This window comes from Microcoleus sp. MOSTC5, from assembly GCF_036701825.1.
Taxonomy (GTDB): domain Bacteria; phylum Cyanobacteriota; class Cyanobacteriia; order Cyanobacteriales; family Microcoleaceae; genus Microcoleus; species Microcoleus asticus.
Window position 1 is genome coordinate 152,616 of record NZ_JAUBRK010000002.1, and the last position, 16,592, is coordinate 169,207.

Here is a 16,592-nt window from a genome sequence, read left to right on the forward strand (position 1 = left end):
TATAAAATTGTGTCTGCTGTTTTTTAGGTTTGCACAGAAAGGGTCTGTTTGGGCAATGAGGTTTTGGGATTTATGATTCTTAATGAAATTGCTGCGAATTTGTCGATCGAATTATGTCGGAAAAGGGCGATCGAACTAAAAGCTAGCCATCACCGGGAAGGCGAACTGAAGTTGGGCCCGTGGAACTAAACCGAACTTACAAAATTAAGACGTTCTGAGTTTTTGAAATTCGCTGATTCTATTCCCTTCTTCCCCTAGCCTAAGCGCCCCTAAACCGCCCTGGCGGTTGCTATAATTTTGGTTAATTTTTGAGAATCGGCAATTCCAGTATAAACTCCGTTCCTTCTCCTGGAGTAGAGTTAACTGTAATTGTCCCTTGATGTTTTTCTACTATGATTTGACGCGCGATCGCCATTCCTAAACCCGTGCCTTTCCCTACGGATTTTGTAGTAAATAAATAATCAAAAATTTTTTGTTTTACCTCTTCTGTCATGCCGATGCCATTATCGCTAAAACGAATTAAAACTGACTCGCGATCGCTCGATAGTTCAGTTTCGATCGTAATCCGGTTTGGGTTGGCTTTAATATCGGCAAAAGTACGTCCGTGATTTGATTCTTCTATTGCCTCGATCCCATTAGCCAAAATATTCATAAATACTTGATTTAATTGGCCCAAGAAGCATTTTATTTCTGGGATATCCTCATAATTAGTAATAACTTCAATTTCCGGTCTAAATTCCGAAGCTTTGAGGCGATGTTTGAGAATTAAAATTGTGCTATCAATACCTTCATGCAGATTCGCCTTCACTGGAAAATCGCGATCGGCTCTGGAAAATGTTCGTAAACTCGTGCTGATACTTTTGATGCGATCGCACCCCACTTTCATTGAGTCTATCATCTTCGGCACATCTTCTAGGAGATAGTCTAGCTCGATTTCTGCGGCATGATTGTTAATATCTGTTTCAGTCGCGCGATCGCCATATAATTTCAGATGTTCGATCAAATCTTGTAATGCTTGCCCAGCTTGGTCGAGGTTGCCATAAATAAACCCCACAGGATTATTAATTTCATGGGCAACTCCAGCAACTAAATTACCTAATGCCGACATCTTTTCACTTTGAATTACTTGCAATTGCGCTTGCTGGAGTTGACTGTATTGTTCTTTCAACTCTTGATTAGCTTTCTCTAATGCTTCATTCATCTGCTGGAGTTGGCAATTTTGTTCCGCTAATTTTTGAGCCTGAACAGAATTTTCCTGTTTCAGGAGTTTTTGTAAGCGACTGAGTTCTAAATGAGTAGAAATCCGAGCTAAAACTTCCTCTGCTTGAAATGGTTTTGTAATGTAGTCTACGCCACCTACAGTAAAAGCTTTTAGCTTATCCATCATTTCATCCAAAGCACTGATAAAAATTACTGGAATATCCCAAGTCAATTCGTTAGCTTTGAGATGTTTACAAACTTCGTAGCCATCCATCTGTGGCATTTGAATATCTAACAAAATCAAACTAGGAGATGATTGTTCAATAACTCCTAGAGCTAACTTGCCGCTCGGAAATGCTCGCGGCAGGTAGCCATTTTCCTTAAGAATACTGACAAGCAGATGTAAGTTTGCGGGCGTATCATCAATAATAAAAATTTGACCTTGACTGTCGTTCATGTTTTACTCCTTTTATGCTATAGTAGCCGCAATTAAGTTCAAAACCTTTTCATATTCAAAGTTGTGTAGAGAAGTTGCGATCGCCTCAGCTAAAGGCTCATTGTAAGTAGCTATTTTTTTCACCACCGCAGCAATTAATTCAGAATCGGAATACATTACGGCCTCTTGGAGTTGAGCTAATAGATTCCTCGGAATTTCTGCCAGTGCTTCTGTGGTTAGAACCTCTCTTGTTTGTATTTTATCCGTATTTTTGGGTGTTAATTCTTCATAAACATATTTCACTCCAATATGCTTATTCATCCCATTAAATATTTCTTCCTCTCGGAAAGGTTTCCTCAAGAAATCATCACATCCCGCCGACAGAACCACCGCTTTTTCTTCTTCTAGTACGCTAGCTGTCAAAGCAATAATCGCCGTTGCTTGACCTTTTGTCTGAGATTTAATAGTTTGAGTAGCGGTGTAACCATCCATCACCGGCATCCTCATATCCATCCAAATTAAGTTTGGCTCCCACCTCTCCCAAATGTCAACTGCTTCTTGACCGTTACTGGCTTCCTGAAGCTCAAATCCCAAGGGAGATAGCAGTTTAATTAACAATTGGCGATTGAGAGGTTTATCGTCAACTATTAAAATGCGATATTTGGGTTGATTGGGTTCTAGAGCGATGACTCTGCGAGAGGGTTGGTGTGTAGCAATGTCGCTAGCTTCTACTTCATTAACTTGAATATTAAATAAGAAGATTGTGCATTGTCCCACTTGGCTTTTGACTGTAATATCGCCTCCCATAAGATGCACAAGTTGGCGGCTAATTGGCAAGCCTAAACCCGTACCTTCCTGAGCTTGTTTTCCGGTTTCTGTTTGGGTGAAGGCTTCAAACAAATTCCCAATTTCTTCAGGGGCAATTCCAGATCCTGAATCTTCAATTTCAAAATGTATGGTGTATGAATTGGTATCAGCCGCTGCCGCTGTTTGTTGGGAATGGACAGGAGTTTCTAAAACGCTAACTCTTACTGAAACTCCTCCCTCTTGAGTAAATTTAAGAGCATTATTAATCAAGTTAATGAGAACTTGACGCAATTTAACATCATCGGTACGGACGTAATGAGGCAGATTGCGATCGTATTCCAAGAGTAACTGTAAACCTTTCTCTTCAGCTTTCATTTGAAACATATCGTGTATGTCGTCAAGTAAGCGATGGAGATCGAAGTTTTTAGGATTAAGGCTGGTTTTACCTGCTTCGATTTTAGAGAGGTCGAGAACGTTGTTAATGAGGGTTAGTAGGTGTTCGCCGCTGCGAGAGATAATGCCGACGCTTTCTTGATGTTCGCGAGGGAGGGTTTGAGAGCGAGTCATAATTTGAGAAAATCCCATAATTGCGTTGAGAGGAGAGCGTAATTCGTGGCTCATGTTGGCTAAAAATTCGCTTTTGGCACTGTTGGCAACTTCGGCTTTTTCTTTAGCATGGGCGAGTTCTGCTGTGCGTTCCTCGACTCTACTTTCTAACTCTTCATTTGCTCTTTTTAGTCGGGCTTCTGCTTCTGTGTTTTCTGTAATTACCGCCGATAAAATCAAAGTTGTAATAGCAACAACACTCATAAAGGATTGCAATAGTAACAATGACTCATTGAGTGACGGACGAACAAATGGCCCTAAACCCTTAGCAGTTCCCACCATAGAAATGACTGACACGATGACGATTAGTAATGTTGAACCCTGTTGTCCGAATCGAAAGGCTGACCAAACTAAGAGGGGAATCAACATATACACGACAGGATATCCACCGCCAAAACTAATCTGACTGATGATAATTACTAGGAATAGTAACAGTGCTGCTTCTACAAATCTTTGTTTAAATAGTAATTTAATTGGCTGAAGTTCCCGACTCCATGCTAATAAGACTGGTCCAAAAACAAGTGTTCCGATCGCCTCCCCTGTCCACCATGTCCACCAAATTACTCCATAGATTGTCCAAGGTGCTTTGCCAAGCAGACACATAGTTGTTACACAAATCGTAGCGTGCAAAGCAGGAGCCAGCAAAGCCGCGAATAGTACAAAGGAGAAAACATCTTGAGCGCGATCGAGCAAATGACGGTCTCTGATAGATCGGTTTATTAGATATACTGCTAAGAGTTGGCTTAATGCGTCGGCAATTCCAAAGATAAAACTGAGCAGGATACTCGTAGGTGTTAACTCTTGAGTAGAAATATTACTGATGAACTGACCTAAAAAGATACCGGGCAAGAGCGGATATCCTAATGACCAGATAGCGGCAAAACCAAGACCAGAACCTATCCAAATTGGTGTTGCAGCTCCAGGCAGGTAAGCCAGTGAGAGTGATATCTTAGAGACACCGAAGTAAATAATAGCAAGTAGAACTATTTGCAATATGGTTTTGCGATCTAATGCGGTTGGAAGTTTGTATATCCTGTTCATACTTCATCCTTTAAGGTGATTTACTTTTTTATGAAGTCTGTTAAACCAACACTTCGGACAGTTTTCAACCGCTAAGGGTATAATGAGGGTTTCAGGCTTTCGTCAAGCTCCGATACAAACGGTACAATGACACTTTCAGGCTCTCATTCACAAACTGTCCGAAGTATTAAGTTAAGAAGTATTGAGTTAATTTGAGTTAGAAATAGTTTTTGCCTAAGATGCGGTCAAATTAATTTTTCCAGCTTTTATCGCCCGATCGCACCCCTGACCTACTGAATCTTCCTAGATGCGCTAATTATAGTGCAATTAAGATTTATTTATTTTAAGAAAATCTTAAATTTTATTTAATTTTGATAAAAAATCGGCAAAAACCTGGGGGGGATGACAACCCGCCCGAAATGCTTATCCCTCCTTTGTCACTCTCGGATTGTCGCTACTTTCCTGACAGTCTCACAACTGACGCACCACGGAATAAATGCTGCGTCAGTTGTGAGTTTCAGTGATAATTGAGAATTACCACACTGACGCACCCTACCGCTTCGATCGCACGCCATGACATACAAAATCGCAGCTACCAGAAATGATATCATTTGACACTTAGGCTTTTACTACATAGAGTCATGGAAGTCCACAAGCGTGAAATTCAAACCTATGAAACCTTAGAAGGAAAAATCCCTTTTAAAGACTGGCTTGATGCTTTGCGCGATCGCGAAGGGAAAGCTAAAATAAAAGGTAGACTTCAGCGGGTTGCTCTTGGTAATTTAGGAGACTGTAAATCAGTAGGAGAGGGTGTTTCCGAATTGAAAATTGACTGGGGCCCCGGCTACCGGGTTTATTTCGCAGAAAGAGACTCAACTATTATACTCCTCCTTTGCGGTGGAGATAAAAGTACCCAAGATCGAGATATTCGCAAAGCCAAAGAATACTGGATAGAATTCAGGAGTAGAGACGATGCCTAAAACGCACAGTTACCATGATTATCTGATTAACTCGCTTCAAGATATTGAAGAAACTGCTGCTTATATTCAAGCAATTCTAGAAGAAACAGCACCGGAATCCGAACTGTTACTGACGGTACTCAGAGATGTAGTTAAAGCTCAAAGTCAAGTCTCTATTATAGCTGAAGACGATTTACAAAATTGGGATCAACTTCAGGAATTGCTGAAAGCATCAGGCGGAGAAGAGATTTACCGATTTATGGGTTTGCTGAAGGCTTTAGGATTAAAGACAGAGATTGCAGCAAGTCAAAGCAAAACACCAGAAGTATCAATAAATTCTCGTGAAGTAGGGTGCGTCAGCTAGGGACAAGGATTTGGCGTTTTATTTCATCCAGCGTGGAGGACTTGATAATGCAAAATTTAACTCAATTAACTCAGCTTGAATTAGTGCTTCTTGCATTAGTAGCTAGAGGTCGAGGAAAGTGCAATTGGTATCAACTGGAAAAGCAACTTTCCTGTCTAGATGTACCACGAGAACCTGGCATGATGGTTGTCTTAAAAAAACTGGCTGCTGATGGCTTGGCTAAACGATATACCGAAACAGATTCGTGGCGCGACAGATGGGAGTTGACGGCAGAAGGGTCGATTTTGATGACAGACGCAACCGTTTATGAACTCACTACTTTATCCGAATATGAAGTTTAACTTAGAAACCAGATTTGTAGTTTGCATTAATAATCAAGACTATCAAGCATCATTGGAAGTGCGAAAAATCTACCAAATAATACCGAATAATCGCGCTGCGGAACATCAATTTATCCGAGTTATTGATGAATCCGGCGAAGATTATTTGTATCCAGTCGCATATTTCGTGCCCATAGAATTGCCGAAAGCCGTAGAAGCAGTATTTGCATAGACAAAGGTTATGTAAGGGCGGGTTCACCAACCTCTATGTTTATAAACAGCAATCTCAATAAACCCGCCCCGCCCCATATTGTGTTACAATAAATCAGCCTGAGTGTTAACATCGCAAATGTATGACAGCTAAAATACACATCAGCAAATTAGGTAATTCCTTGGCTTTGCCAATACCAGACTACATAGTAAAGTTTCTCAACCTTAAAGCAGAAGATTCCGTAACTTGCATTATAGAAAATGGGAAACTGGTCATAGAGCCTGTAAATAATAAAATATCAAAGTATACCCTAGATGAATTATTGGCAGGCGAAATAGAATCTAGCGAAGAAGTCTCTTGGGGAAAACCAGAAGGAGAGGAAGTTTGGTAAACTATATCCCCGAACGAGGTCATTTTATTCGCCTCAATTTTGACCCTCAATCAGGACACGAACAAATGGGGACTAGGCCTGCACTGGTTGTGAGTCAAACTAAATTTAACCGAAAAATGGGGTTTGTGTTTGTTTGTCCCATCAGCAACACACAACGCAAAAATCCGTTTTATGTCCCCATTCCAGAAGGTGAAGCGATAACAGGTGTAATTATGACGGATCAACTGCGTTATGCAAGATTATAGCGCAAGGCAGGCAAGTTTTCTTAGTGAATGTCGCTCAGATATAATTGAGGAAGTTTTGAGGCGAATTCAACCTATTTTGTTTGAGAATATGACTGTTGATGAATAGTCAATCAAATTATAAACTAGATTTGTAGTTGGCATTAAGCATCAAGAGATCCAGAAATCTCTCTCGCGGATGATGCGATCGCCCCTCCTCCCCAGCAAAACTAAAAAATGTACTGGCAAATCCCTTCACAGACCCAGGCTCAGCATTTAAAGCATCGGAGGTTTTCCATTGGACGATCGCACAAACTCACCAGTCACCTCTGTTAACAACCGCCGACCTCTAATTATCGCAGGAATTCTCCTCGGTATCGGTCAATCCGGCTTTTTTGACGGCATTGTGCTGCACCAACTTCTCCAGTGGCACCATATGTTTAGCAGCGTTAAAACCGATGCTACTGTTGCCGGTTTAGAATTAAATACCCTCGGAGATGGATTGTTTCACGCTGCGGATTGGTTGGTAACAGTAGCAGGAATCTTCTGTTTGTGGCGTGCAGTGAAGCGCAAAGATGTTCCTTTGTCAACTCAAACTTTTTTTGGTTCCATATTAATTGGTGCTGGATTGTTTGACTTTGTTGAAGGCATTGTTGACCATCAAATTTTGGGAATCCACCACGTCAAACCCGGTATCAACGAGTTAGCTTGGGATTTAGGATTTCTCGCTCTCGGTCTTATTTTAGCGCTTTTAGGTTGGATTCTGGTACAGAGTGAAGTTCCCGCAGATACTAAAGTTTAAAGGAATGCAGAGATTGAGAATTATACCAAATCCGGGTTAAAAATCCGCGATGAGACTCGACCATTTCAACCGTTGAGTCTCTTTTTAACTCATCAGTTCATCCAGCAGCCGACTCCAACCCCACAATCAAATCCTCTTGACTCCTAAAATCCAACAAAGCTTCTCGCAAATCATCTAACTGTTCCCCAGATAACCCCTGGATGCTAGTTTGAACTTCCTGTGTAACATCACCCACCCGCCCCACGATCGGACGCATAATTAATCCTGTTTCCCCCTCAATTTTACCCCTTTGGATTCCTTGGGGGAGGCGTTGAGTACCTGCATTTCAACAATCACGGTTTTTTGCCGGTAATCTTGGCTTTGACATCCAGGTAAGTGTCTTTCAATCCTGTAACGCTTCCTGCTGAATAAGGGTAAATGATTTCTATTTCTTAGATGGTTGGTTCTCCGTTATACAGCATTGCATTTAGGAAGCTGATTAAAATTTCTGGATGTTCGGAAGCTCAGAATATTCTTTTGAATGCAAAGTCTGCTTTGGGACTTATGAAACGCATATTGTAGAAGGAAGAGGGAAGAAGGAAGAAGGAAAATGCAATATTTTAGGGATTTTTAGGTTGGTAGTTGCGCTTTAGCACGCTTAGCGCAACTACGAAGTTTTTCAATTATCAGCCTGTGGCTTCAGTAGTAGTTTCAGGCGACATAACTAGCTTTCCAGTTATATCCATAGTCGCCAGCTTCAGCACTTCATTAAAAGCTAAACCCCGAATTTTGAGTTCCCACCGAATGCCTTTTGCTTTCATTCGCTTGGCTTTCCGCATATCGACATCAGCAGCTTTTTGATGCAAGAGCAAATATTTCATTGCTGCTGTAGCTTCTACTTTTGTGGGAAATGCAATATAGGTGATAAATCCGCCGTCCCAGTGATTGGCGTTGCGGACACTGCTGATAGTAGCCACTCTCGGACTAAAGCGGTTCCAGTAAAAGTCGCTGTAGCCGATCGACTGTGTATTAACTTGGAGTTTGTTTGCCATTTGACTTAACTCCTATAATCTTGTGTGCGGGGTTTGCAGCACCAATTTGCTGCTGTTACTATTATAGCATTGGGAAGTGGGAAGTGGGAGCGAATGCTGGCTGTTGTTTTACTTCCCTGACTGCTTTTGTGAAGTCGGGAAAGTAAAATATCCCCAATATCTTTAGTTCTTTTTTGTCTCGAATACAACGGCATTAAAAAGATCTACAAGCTTTAAGTCTGAATAAACAGATAAATACAAATACTTTTCCAGTTTCTGCCGATTTCTAGGTAAAAATAAACCTAAGCCTGATAAGTCTTTATACTTATGTCTAATTCTTGAGTCCAGTAATTCACCATGCTGTTGCACTCTCTGAAGGATAAAATTATTTAAAAATAACAATAAATCGTTACAAGCTGACGGACTTGCACCTGATAATTGGGTAAGTTTTTGTAAAAAATTTGCGAAATCAACAAAGGTTTCTCCAGAGCTATGATAAACGACTACAGCATTGTTATTATAAAAATTGACTTCTGGCCCTAAAATTGAGGATATAAAAACTTTCACAGGCGCAATATTTGCTTGCAAAATAGAATCAATCACAACATTAACTTTTTCTGGCAAGTATCGGAAATAATGATTGTTAGTTAATGTCAAACTATGGTACATATCAGGCTGTTCACAATCCATAATCTTTTTAGCTAGCTGAGAACCATCAATGTCTGGATAATCGCTCAAATGACTTAACAATTGCTCATAATAGTAATTTGGCGCTCCCAGTTGGAGTTGAGATGAAAGCGTATACTTAGCAGTATTTTGGAAAATATGGTGTACTTCAATATTTCCTTTGTTACAATTTTGAAAAAATAATAATTCTAGATTTCCTTTTACAGAGCGGTTAAAATCAAATATAACTTGATTTATTTTTTGAAGATTCATCCATCTAATTTCTGAAATTGAAGGGGAGGTGGGATGTTCGTCGGGGCTTATTTCCATAAGCGTTCCACTATGACCTAAAAACACAATAGCCCAGCGTCTGGCTTGAAATTGAGATTGTGCCCAAGTCAGATACTCACTCAAGACTTCTGCACTACTACTATCTGCTGTTTCTAAGTATTGCGTATCAACTTTACCTTGGCTAATGATGCTTCTAGAAACTTGTGCTGCTCCACTAAAGTCTGATTGTACTACGACCAAAACCTTATCATTTTTTACACCTTTACTAAGCATTTGAATAATTGGTTGTCCGAATCTTGAGAGATTATTGTCATAGGGCATCCAGTATAGTAATATCCAGTCATAATGATTTTTTACCGTACTTCCAAGCATATATCGATCTTCCGAGTAATATATTGTCTCTATTAAAGAACTAATACTTACTGTTATTAGTTTGATAGCTGTTCTTCTTTTCACATTCTCTGTTCATGATTGAGGATAGTTAGCTTTTTGTAGACGGTATTTTTGGCTAACTAAAACCTCAATTCATATTCAGCCGTGACGCGATTGTCTCCTTGAAAATTACTCGAACTTCTGAGTAAAATTTTATCGCTCAATCGATAGCGCACAGTAAATTCAGTCGGTTGATTGGCTGACAAAACTCGAATGATTGATGCTGAAATATTGCGCGTGATGTCAAACCCAACTTCTAAACCTAAACCGAGAGAACCTGCACCCGCACTGGAACTAGCTGTTTGTGCTTCGTTGCCTCTAATCCGAGTGGGAAATAAGCGAAATTCGCTCAATCCTGTGGCGTTGGTAACCGCAGATTGAAGGTTGCTCAATAAACCCGCACCGGCTAAATTTGCGATCGCCAGTGTACTGTCTCCCTGTCCCAAAGTTTGCACGAAACTGCCGCCCAATAGCGCTACAATCTCTGTTTCCGATCGACTCGGAGAACTCCTCAACTCCAGACTTTCCGCCAACTGAGAAGCCCTTCCCTGCACTAACGCTTGAATTCGGACACTCCGCACGCTGCCGAAACTTGTCGGTTCGTCTGCTATTTCAGAGGCTACAGATGTGCCGGGAGTGCGGAACCGCGTTACTTCCTGCACCGAAGTTGCTAATCTCACATCCAGCGTCGGATCGAGTCCTTGTCCCGGTACAAAGGTAGCAGTCTGCGGGTATCCTCGATCGAGTCTAAACTCTGTGGTAAACAAATTCACCGACCCGGAAGTCAACCGAATTGTACCCTCCGGGCGAATGTCATCTAAAGTTCCATTCACCGTCAAGCCCCCAGTCGCCTGAAAACTTAATATCGGCGCACTCGTTACCCGAATTCCCCGACCCAAATTCAGCCGCAAATCGTTCAATCCAACTTCAAAAGAAGGGGAAGTTGCAGTTGCAGGAGAAGGAGAAACCTCAGTTGTAGGAGAAGCAGAAACATCAGTCGCAGCGGAAGGAGAAGGTGTGGAATCAGAATCAGAATCGGAAGCAGAAGAGGAAGAAGCTAACTCAGTTGTGCCGCCGCCGGGACTCCGGAGAAATACTTCACCGTTGTACAGTTCAATATTACCGCTCAACTGCGGGCGGAAAGCCGTGCCCCTTGCCTGTACTTGACCGACAACGCCGCCGCTGTACAATCCTCTGAGATTCAGTGCTAACTTGTCTAAATTCACAGCCAAAGGATTAGTCGCATCGACATCGCCCTCAGCAAAAGGCACAGACAGCGGAATCACGCCAGCGGCGACAACTTCTCCCTGACTCAACTGTCCCCGAATTCCCTCTACCCGAATACGATCGCCCTCAAAGCGCACCGTCCCAGTCAGCCCTGTCAGCGGTTCTGGGAAGGCTCTCGCGCGGACGGTTGCATTTTCAAAATTCGCAATTCCTTGCGCTACAGGCTCTTGCAGCGTTCCTCCGACGCGAATTTGCACCTGTCCCTGACCGCTGACCCACGCAACTTGCGGAGTCAATACATTAATAATTGCCAAACCTTCATTTTGCAAATTCGCCCTCAAATCGATTTGATTGCTGTCAGCTTTCACCGCTGCAAAAGGCAACTCAAAAGGCAAACTTCCCTGCACTTCAATCGGTTCGGTTTGAGTTACCAAAGCGCTGCCGCCAAAATTCAGGCGGGCGTTGCTGTAACTGAAACTGCCGTCGGCTTGTTTAATCGGTTCTCCGTTTAGCGTACCCTCAAGCAAACTCAATTCTCCGGTGGCTTGCGGGTTTTCCAAACTGCCGGCCAAATTCGCCCGCAAATTCAAATTTCCCGTGACATCCACAAAAGGCAATTCCACCAGTTTTGCCAACTCTTCCACGGGTACATTTTCTACCCGCAACTGCCCGGATTGAGCTTTTTGCCCGAGTTGTCCCGAAAAGCCGATCGCACTTTTGCCCGATCGAATTTCCAAAGGCAAAACAGTTAAAATCCCCTCCTGAAAACTGCCTTCTATGCTGAACTTTTCAGCGACATATTGTCCCCACTGCCAGTTATCGCCTTTCACGTTAAATTGAGCTTGCACGCCCGTTTGCAAAGAACCGGCGACAGCAATTTCCGCACCAAAAGTGCCTTGCAATTCAGATAAGGGAGGCACTTTTTCTGATGATTTTACTGCCTGCTGCTGCTGCAAAATAGTTTCAATTTCTGCCAAGCGGCGCAACTGTTCGATTAGCGGGGCATCCGCTTCTCCGACTGCTACAGTTTGCACGTCGCCACTGTCACCGTAAACGGGAGGTTTTAAGCCTCTAGCCAAGTCGCCTAAATTGAAATATTGCAAAGCGGCTAAAACCTGCTGCAAATTGCCTTGCTGGACGTTAACTTTCCCGGCAAATTGCGGGTTTGCGCCTGTTTGAACATTACCGGAAATTAAGTATTGACCGCTGCCTTGGCGGAATATGCCATTTGTGAGAGTGGCGCTGCCGTTAGCGTAGCTAAATTCGGCTTGGAAACTGTCACCTTTAATGTAGCCGATCGCCGGTTGGGCGATCGCAATTTGTCCGCTTGCTTGCAAAGTCGCCGGATTTAACGGCAGCTTCCAACCGGGCACATTTACTTGTCCCGAAACCGTACCGGTAATCGGCCCCAAACCCGCCTCTTTACCGGGTGATAGATTCAAAGCAGCGAGGGGAAAATCGCTTAAATTAACTCGCAAAGTTTCTCCCTCGGTTTGGCCCCTAGCGACAGATTCCCCGCGTTGAACTAAGAAAGATGTCGGCAGAAAAGATTGATTTAAAGCTACTTCGATTTTGTCGCTGGCGCCGGCCAAACGCAAATCTACACTTTTCCCAGCATCAGCATTCACAGTCCCCGCCAGTACCGGGTCAAAAGCGATTTGATTTACTGCTAAATCCCGCACTTCCACGTCGCCCACTAAGCTGAGGGCGGCGAGGGTTCCGGTGAGGCGGCCGGTAAAATCGACATTGCCGCGCAGGGGTAAGTTTTGCTGTGAGGAATTTTTGTCCGCAATTGCTGACAAAAATCCTAACTGTTCTGCCGGTAAGGCTTCCAGATTAAAGTTGGCGAGTCTGACATCCAAATCTAAGTTGGAAATTGAGGGCCCTCCTTTACCTGCGAGTTCGACGTTAACAAAGCCCTTTGCTGTCAAACCGGGAGTTGTGGCGTTCTCAATTTCTACCCGTTTGCCGTCCCAATTAAATACTGCCTCAAAAGGTTGTTTCAAAAACGGCAATTCCGAGATGCGGAAACTGCCGCCGGCGCGAACTGTTTGTGGGGAAGCGGCAATCGGCCCGGATAAATTGATATTGCCGTTAAACAGTCCTTGAAGCTGGGGGAGATTTGGGGCATCAGATACTTCACCTTGCGCTTGCAAGCTTTGTCGCTGCGACTCAAAAGCCTGCTGGAAGCGACTTAGAGCAATTTGCTGGCCCTCGATTGACGCGCGCCAATTCCCCGATGCGGCGCTGCCTTTAGCATTGACAATTCCTCCGCCGTTGGCGAGTCTAATTTGTCCGTCGCCGTTGGCGGTGATGCCGTTGGCGGTTAGATTATCTACTGTTCCCAAAATGCGGACTTGGCCGTCGAGGGTTCCGTTAATTTCTGGCGGTAAATCCGCTGTCAGCAAACCTGTTTGTTTGAGGGTTTGTTCTAAATTACTGACGGCAATTCCGTTCGTTTCCAGCAAGGCTTGCAAGTTGCCGTTTTCTAATTTGGCCGTAGTATCGATCGCCCCGAGTCGATCGACCAAAATCCGCCCTTCTCCGCTACCACTAATTCCTTTCGCTGTCAAGTTATCCAAACTGCCCGCTGCTTGGAATTCGCCGTTAACTCTGCCGTCAAATCCTTTAGGCAAAGTCGCCGTCAGCGGAAACAGTTGGAGATTGCGAACAGTTTGTTCTAAGCGGCTGAGAATAACTCGATCGGCATCGGCGAAAGCTTGCCAGCGTCTGTCTTCTAATTTACCTCTAAAAGCGACAGTACCGTCGCCTATATTGAGTTGGCCGCTGCTGCTGACGCCTATGTCAGCGGCTGTTGAATTATCAAGATTGCCGCTGGCTTGAATTTGATTGGATATTTGTCCGTCAAGTGATTGGAAATTTTGGATTTTGGATTTTAGATTGTTGATATTGGCGACTGTTTGGGGATTGTCAGCAGCGAAAGCTAAGCCAACATCTAACAGCGGCAATCCTAAATTTACTAAACGGCTGATGGAAGTGCGATCGGTTTCTGCTGTTCCTTGCCAGTTTCCGGCTACCAATTCTCCTTTTAAATTAACATTGCTGCCGGCAAGATTGAGTCTGCCGCTGCCGCTGGCATTTATGCTGCTAGCAGTCAAATTGTCAAGACTTCCCGATGCTGTAAATTGACTCGATAGCAGTCCGTCGATCGATTTTAGATTTTGGATTTTGGATTTGAGATTGTTGAGATTGGCCGATTGCTGATTTTCGGGATTGAATGCTGAAGCCACATCTAAAATCGGCAGTGTCAAATCTACCAAGCGGTCGATCGATGTGCGATCTGTTTCTGCTGTTGCTTGCCAGTTTCCCGCTACCAATTCTCCATTTAAATTGACATTGCTGTCGGCAAAATTGAGCCTGCCGTTGGCATTAATATTGATTCCGCCGGCAGTCAAATTATCAACATTTCCCGCCGCTCTAAATTCACCTGCTAGCTGTCCGCCGAGCGATTTTAGATTTTGGATTTTGGATTTTAGATTGTCTAGATTGGCGGTTGAAATGTTAGAATTAGCACGTTCTAAAAACGGCAAGCCAATATCAATTAATTGATTGACAGCTACTTTTTCAGTGTTGCCAACAACTTGCCAGTTCCCCGATTCTAGTTCGCCATTAACATCAACAATACTGTCAGCAATATTCAGTGTTCCTTTGGCCGTCGCAGCGATCGCATTTAAACTCAAATTGTCCAGAGTTCCTGCTGCTTCGACGGTTCCGCTGAACAAACCTGCTAGTTCAGGAGGCAAATTAAGTCCCGGCACGAGTTGCTGCAAACTGTTGAGGGCCACGCGATCGCCCTCGATCAAAGCTTGCCACTGACGGTCTTTTAGCGCAGCATCCACGTTAACAGAAGCGTCGCCAATTTTCACAACCGTATTTTGCAAATCCGCCGAATTGCCTCCGGCTCGAATTTCGCCGGCAGCGGGGAAAGTCCCTTGCGGTGCTTGCCATTGAACTCTAGCTTGAATGTTGTCTAACGGGCCGAAAACTTGAGCTTTGGCGGAGACAGTGCCAATTTTAACAGTAGCAGGAATCGGGAGAGCGTAAATTTGGGCGAGATTATCTGCGGGCAAGTTTTCAGCTTGCAAGTCAAACACCAAACCCGATCGCGAATTCTCACTCCCCAAAGCAATATCAACTTGACCTTTGCCGCCAATTTTACCCCCCGCCGCCGGCACTACCAAAAAATCGCTCAAAGTCAAAGCTAAAGAGGAAAACGGGGGAATAGAAGATTGAGAATTGGGAGTTGGAATTTGAGCCATTCTCCCGCGTTCCAATTTGAAATTAGTGCTAATATTGTTTAATTGCAGTCGATCGACTGTAGCGGGTTTTGTCGAGGCGATCGCACCTGTCAGCACCGGCAGAGCAACGGTTCCAGTCAGCTTGACATCCGCCTTCACCTCCCCCGCCACAGCAACCGGCAATACTACTTTCTGCCCTAACTCTGTCTCCACCGCACTGACAACACTTGCAAAAGCGACTGGTTGCACGTTCGTTGTCAGATTGAAGCTAGCTCGATCCAAATTAAAATTAGTTCCAGTTGCAACTGTTCCTGCTATTCTCAGCGGAATTAGACCGTAATTAGCCGCCAGACTATCGACAATCACATTAGTTCCCTGAAACCGCAACTGACCGCTGCTATTTTGTATAATTTGTTTCAGCGGATCAATACTCGCTTGCACTCCTCCAAAACTAGCCGTTCCCACAATTCCCGATACTTTATTATCTCGCAATTGCACGGTCAAATTGCCATTAGCAAGACCTTTTTGTAAAATAATGCCGGCGGGAAGTTTCAGCAGTCGAGCGAGGTCGGACAAAGGCAAATTTTGACCTTGCAACTGTACGTTAGTTTGAGCGGCGGGTAACAGAGAATCTGCTTTAACTATAAAATTATCGCTGTTAGTAAACTGACCGTTTAGTTCGTAGAGAACGCGGTGATTTTGGTCGCGAAATAGAACACTTCCATTTTTTAAATTTACAGAAATCGGAGCCGAAGTTTTCTGTCCGACTGCGGGACTCGGTACCAAAACTGCGGCGACATTTTCAGCTCGAATTGCCTCCACTTCAGTTTTAAATAAACCCGGAGATTTCCGCTCCGCAGTTGGAATATTAACCCACTGGCCTTTAGCATCCTGTTCGATATAAGCGCTGGGTTTAACTAAGGTAATATCTAATTTGAGAGTGCGGTTGAACAGCAGCGGCCAAACCGAAAATTGCACTTCCACTGCTTCTGTAGAAGCGTAATCCGGATCGGTAGGAGTTGCAGGTAAAGTCGATCGACCAAACCGCAAACTTGTCGGAGAAAATCTCTCCAAACGTCCGAGTTGCACAGGCCGCTTCAGCAACTGACTGACTTCAGTTTCCACCAAAGGAGCTAACTTTTCCCGCACCCACTGGTGTGCTAGCGCCGCCCCAACCAAGGCGATAATGCCCAATCCCGTTCCGCTAAGCAGCACCAGACGCCACCAGCGGCGGTGGGGGCGGGGTGCGAGTTGATTTTTGTTATCGTCCGAGTTAGTCATGGGTGTTTCTCAAAGCTTGTGAGAATTCAGGAATTGGGTGAGGAAATCAGCGGGTTTTAGACAGGTATAATTTCTGTGCTTCGTAAGCG

The 16,592-nt window shown here is 43.9% G+C and carries 14 protein-coding genes; 7 read left to right on the forward strand and 7 right to left on the reverse strand.

The features are described from left to right. Positions 1 to 301: 301 nt before the first annotated feature. From QUA54_RS01635 to QUA54_RS01645, 3 genes are all read right to left on the reverse strand, one after another. The gene (locus QUA54_RS01635; protein ID WP_333412750.1) at positions 302 to 1,657 is read right to left on the reverse strand and encodes a response regulator; all 1,356 of its coding nucleotides are present in this window, start codon (positions 1,655 to 1,657) and stop codon (positions 302 to 304) included. A gap of 12 nt (positions 1,658 to 1,669) precedes the next feature. After that, positions 1,670 to 4,090: an MASE1 domain-containing protein gene (locus QUA54_RS01640; protein WP_333193951.1), complete on the reverse strand. Its 2,421-nt coding sequence runs from the start codon at positions 4,088 to 4,090 to the stop codon at positions 1,670 to 1,672. 416 nt (positions 4,091 to 4,506) lie between these two features. Further along, entirely contained in the window at positions 4,507 to 4,680 is a 174-nt protein-coding gene (locus QUA54_RS01645; RefSeq protein ID WP_216670775.1) for a hypothetical protein, read from the reverse strand. A gap of 30 nt (positions 4,681 to 4,710) precedes the next feature. Between QUA54_RS01645 and QUA54_RS01650 the strand changes: the two genes are divergently transcribed. The 7 genes from QUA54_RS01650 (at position 4,711) to QUA54_RS01680 (ending at position 7,337) form a co-directional block, all read left to right on the forward strand. Continuing rightward, positions 4,711 to 5,049, forward strand: a complete 339-nt coding sequence (locus tag QUA54_RS01650) for a type II toxin-antitoxin system RelE/ParE family toxin (RefSeq protein ID WP_172192304.1) — start codon at positions 4,711 to 4,713, stop codon at positions 5,047 to 5,049. Then, the gene (locus tag QUA54_RS01655; protein WP_216670776.1) at positions 5,042 to 5,392 is read left to right on the forward strand and encodes a helix-turn-helix domain-containing transcriptional regulator; all 351 of its coding nucleotides are present in this window, start codon (positions 5,042 to 5,044) and stop codon (positions 5,390 to 5,392) included. The genes QUA54_RS01650 and QUA54_RS01655 overlap by 8 nt, the downstream gene beginning before the upstream one ends. A gap of 47 nt (positions 5,393 to 5,439) precedes the next feature. Continuing rightward, positions 5,440 to 5,733 carry a hypothetical protein gene (locus QUA54_RS01660; protein WP_172192306.1) on the forward strand — a complete coding sequence of 98 codons (294 nt, stop codon included), beginning with the start codon at positions 5,440 to 5,442 and terminating at the stop codon, positions 5,731 to 5,733. Next, on the forward strand, positions 5,723 to 5,944 hold the full coding sequence (locus tag QUA54_RS01665) for a hypothetical protein (protein WP_172192308.1): 222 nt from the start codon (positions 5,723 to 5,725) through the stop codon (positions 5,942 to 5,944). The genes QUA54_RS01660 and QUA54_RS01665 overlap by 11 nt, the downstream gene beginning before the upstream one ends. Positions 5,945 to 6,065: 121 nt before the next feature. Further along, on the forward strand, positions 6,066 to 6,314 hold the full coding sequence (locus QUA54_RS01670; RefSeq protein ID WP_333193957.1) for a hypothetical protein: 249 nt from the start codon (positions 6,066 to 6,068) through the stop codon (positions 6,312 to 6,314). Then, positions 6,308 to 6,559, forward strand: coding sequence for a type II toxin-antitoxin system PemK/MazF family toxin (locus QUA54_RS01675; protein WP_333193958.1), 252 nt, complete (start codon positions 6,308 to 6,310; stop codon positions 6,557 to 6,559). Before QUA54_RS01670 ends, QUA54_RS01675 begins: the two co-directional genes overlap by 7 nt. A 274-nt stretch (positions 6,560 to 6,833) precedes the next feature. Beyond that, positions 6,834 to 7,337 carry a DUF2243 domain-containing protein gene (locus tag QUA54_RS01680; protein WP_333412753.1) on the forward strand — a complete coding sequence of 168 codons (504 nt, stop codon included), beginning with the start codon at positions 6,834 to 6,836 and terminating at the stop codon, positions 7,335 to 7,337. Between the two features lie 97 nt (positions 7,338 to 7,434). Here the strand turns inward: QUA54_RS01680 and QUA54_RS01685 are convergent, their stop codons facing one another. The 4 genes from QUA54_RS01685 to QUA54_RS01700 all read right to left on the reverse strand — a co-directional run bounded on the left by QUA54_RS01685 (position 7,435) and on the right by QUA54_RS01700 (position 16,503). Next, positions 7,435 to 7,593, reverse strand: coding sequence for a DUF4351 domain-containing protein (locus tag QUA54_RS01685; RefSeq protein ID WP_333412755.1), 159 nt, complete (start codon positions 7,591 to 7,593; stop codon positions 7,435 to 7,437). 409 nt (positions 7,594 to 8,002) lie between these two features. Then, positions 8,003 to 8,368, reverse strand: coding sequence for a hypothetical protein (locus QUA54_RS01690; protein WP_333412757.1), 366 nt, complete (start codon positions 8,366 to 8,368; stop codon positions 8,003 to 8,005). A gap of 162 nt (positions 8,369 to 8,530) precedes the next feature. Continuing rightward, the gene (locus QUA54_RS01695) at positions 8,531 to 9,760 is read right to left on the reverse strand and encodes a clostripain-related cysteine peptidase (protein WP_333412759.1); all 1,230 of its coding nucleotides are present in this window, start codon (positions 9,758 to 9,760) and stop codon (positions 8,531 to 8,533) included. A gap of 56 nt (positions 9,761 to 9,816) precedes the next feature. After that, on the reverse strand, positions 9,817 to 16,503 hold the full coding sequence (locus tag QUA54_RS01700; RefSeq protein WP_333412761.1) for a translocation/assembly module TamB domain-containing protein: 6,687 nt from the start codon (positions 16,501 to 16,503) through the stop codon (positions 9,817 to 9,819). Between the last annotated feature and the right edge of the window lie 89 nt (positions 16,504 to 16,592).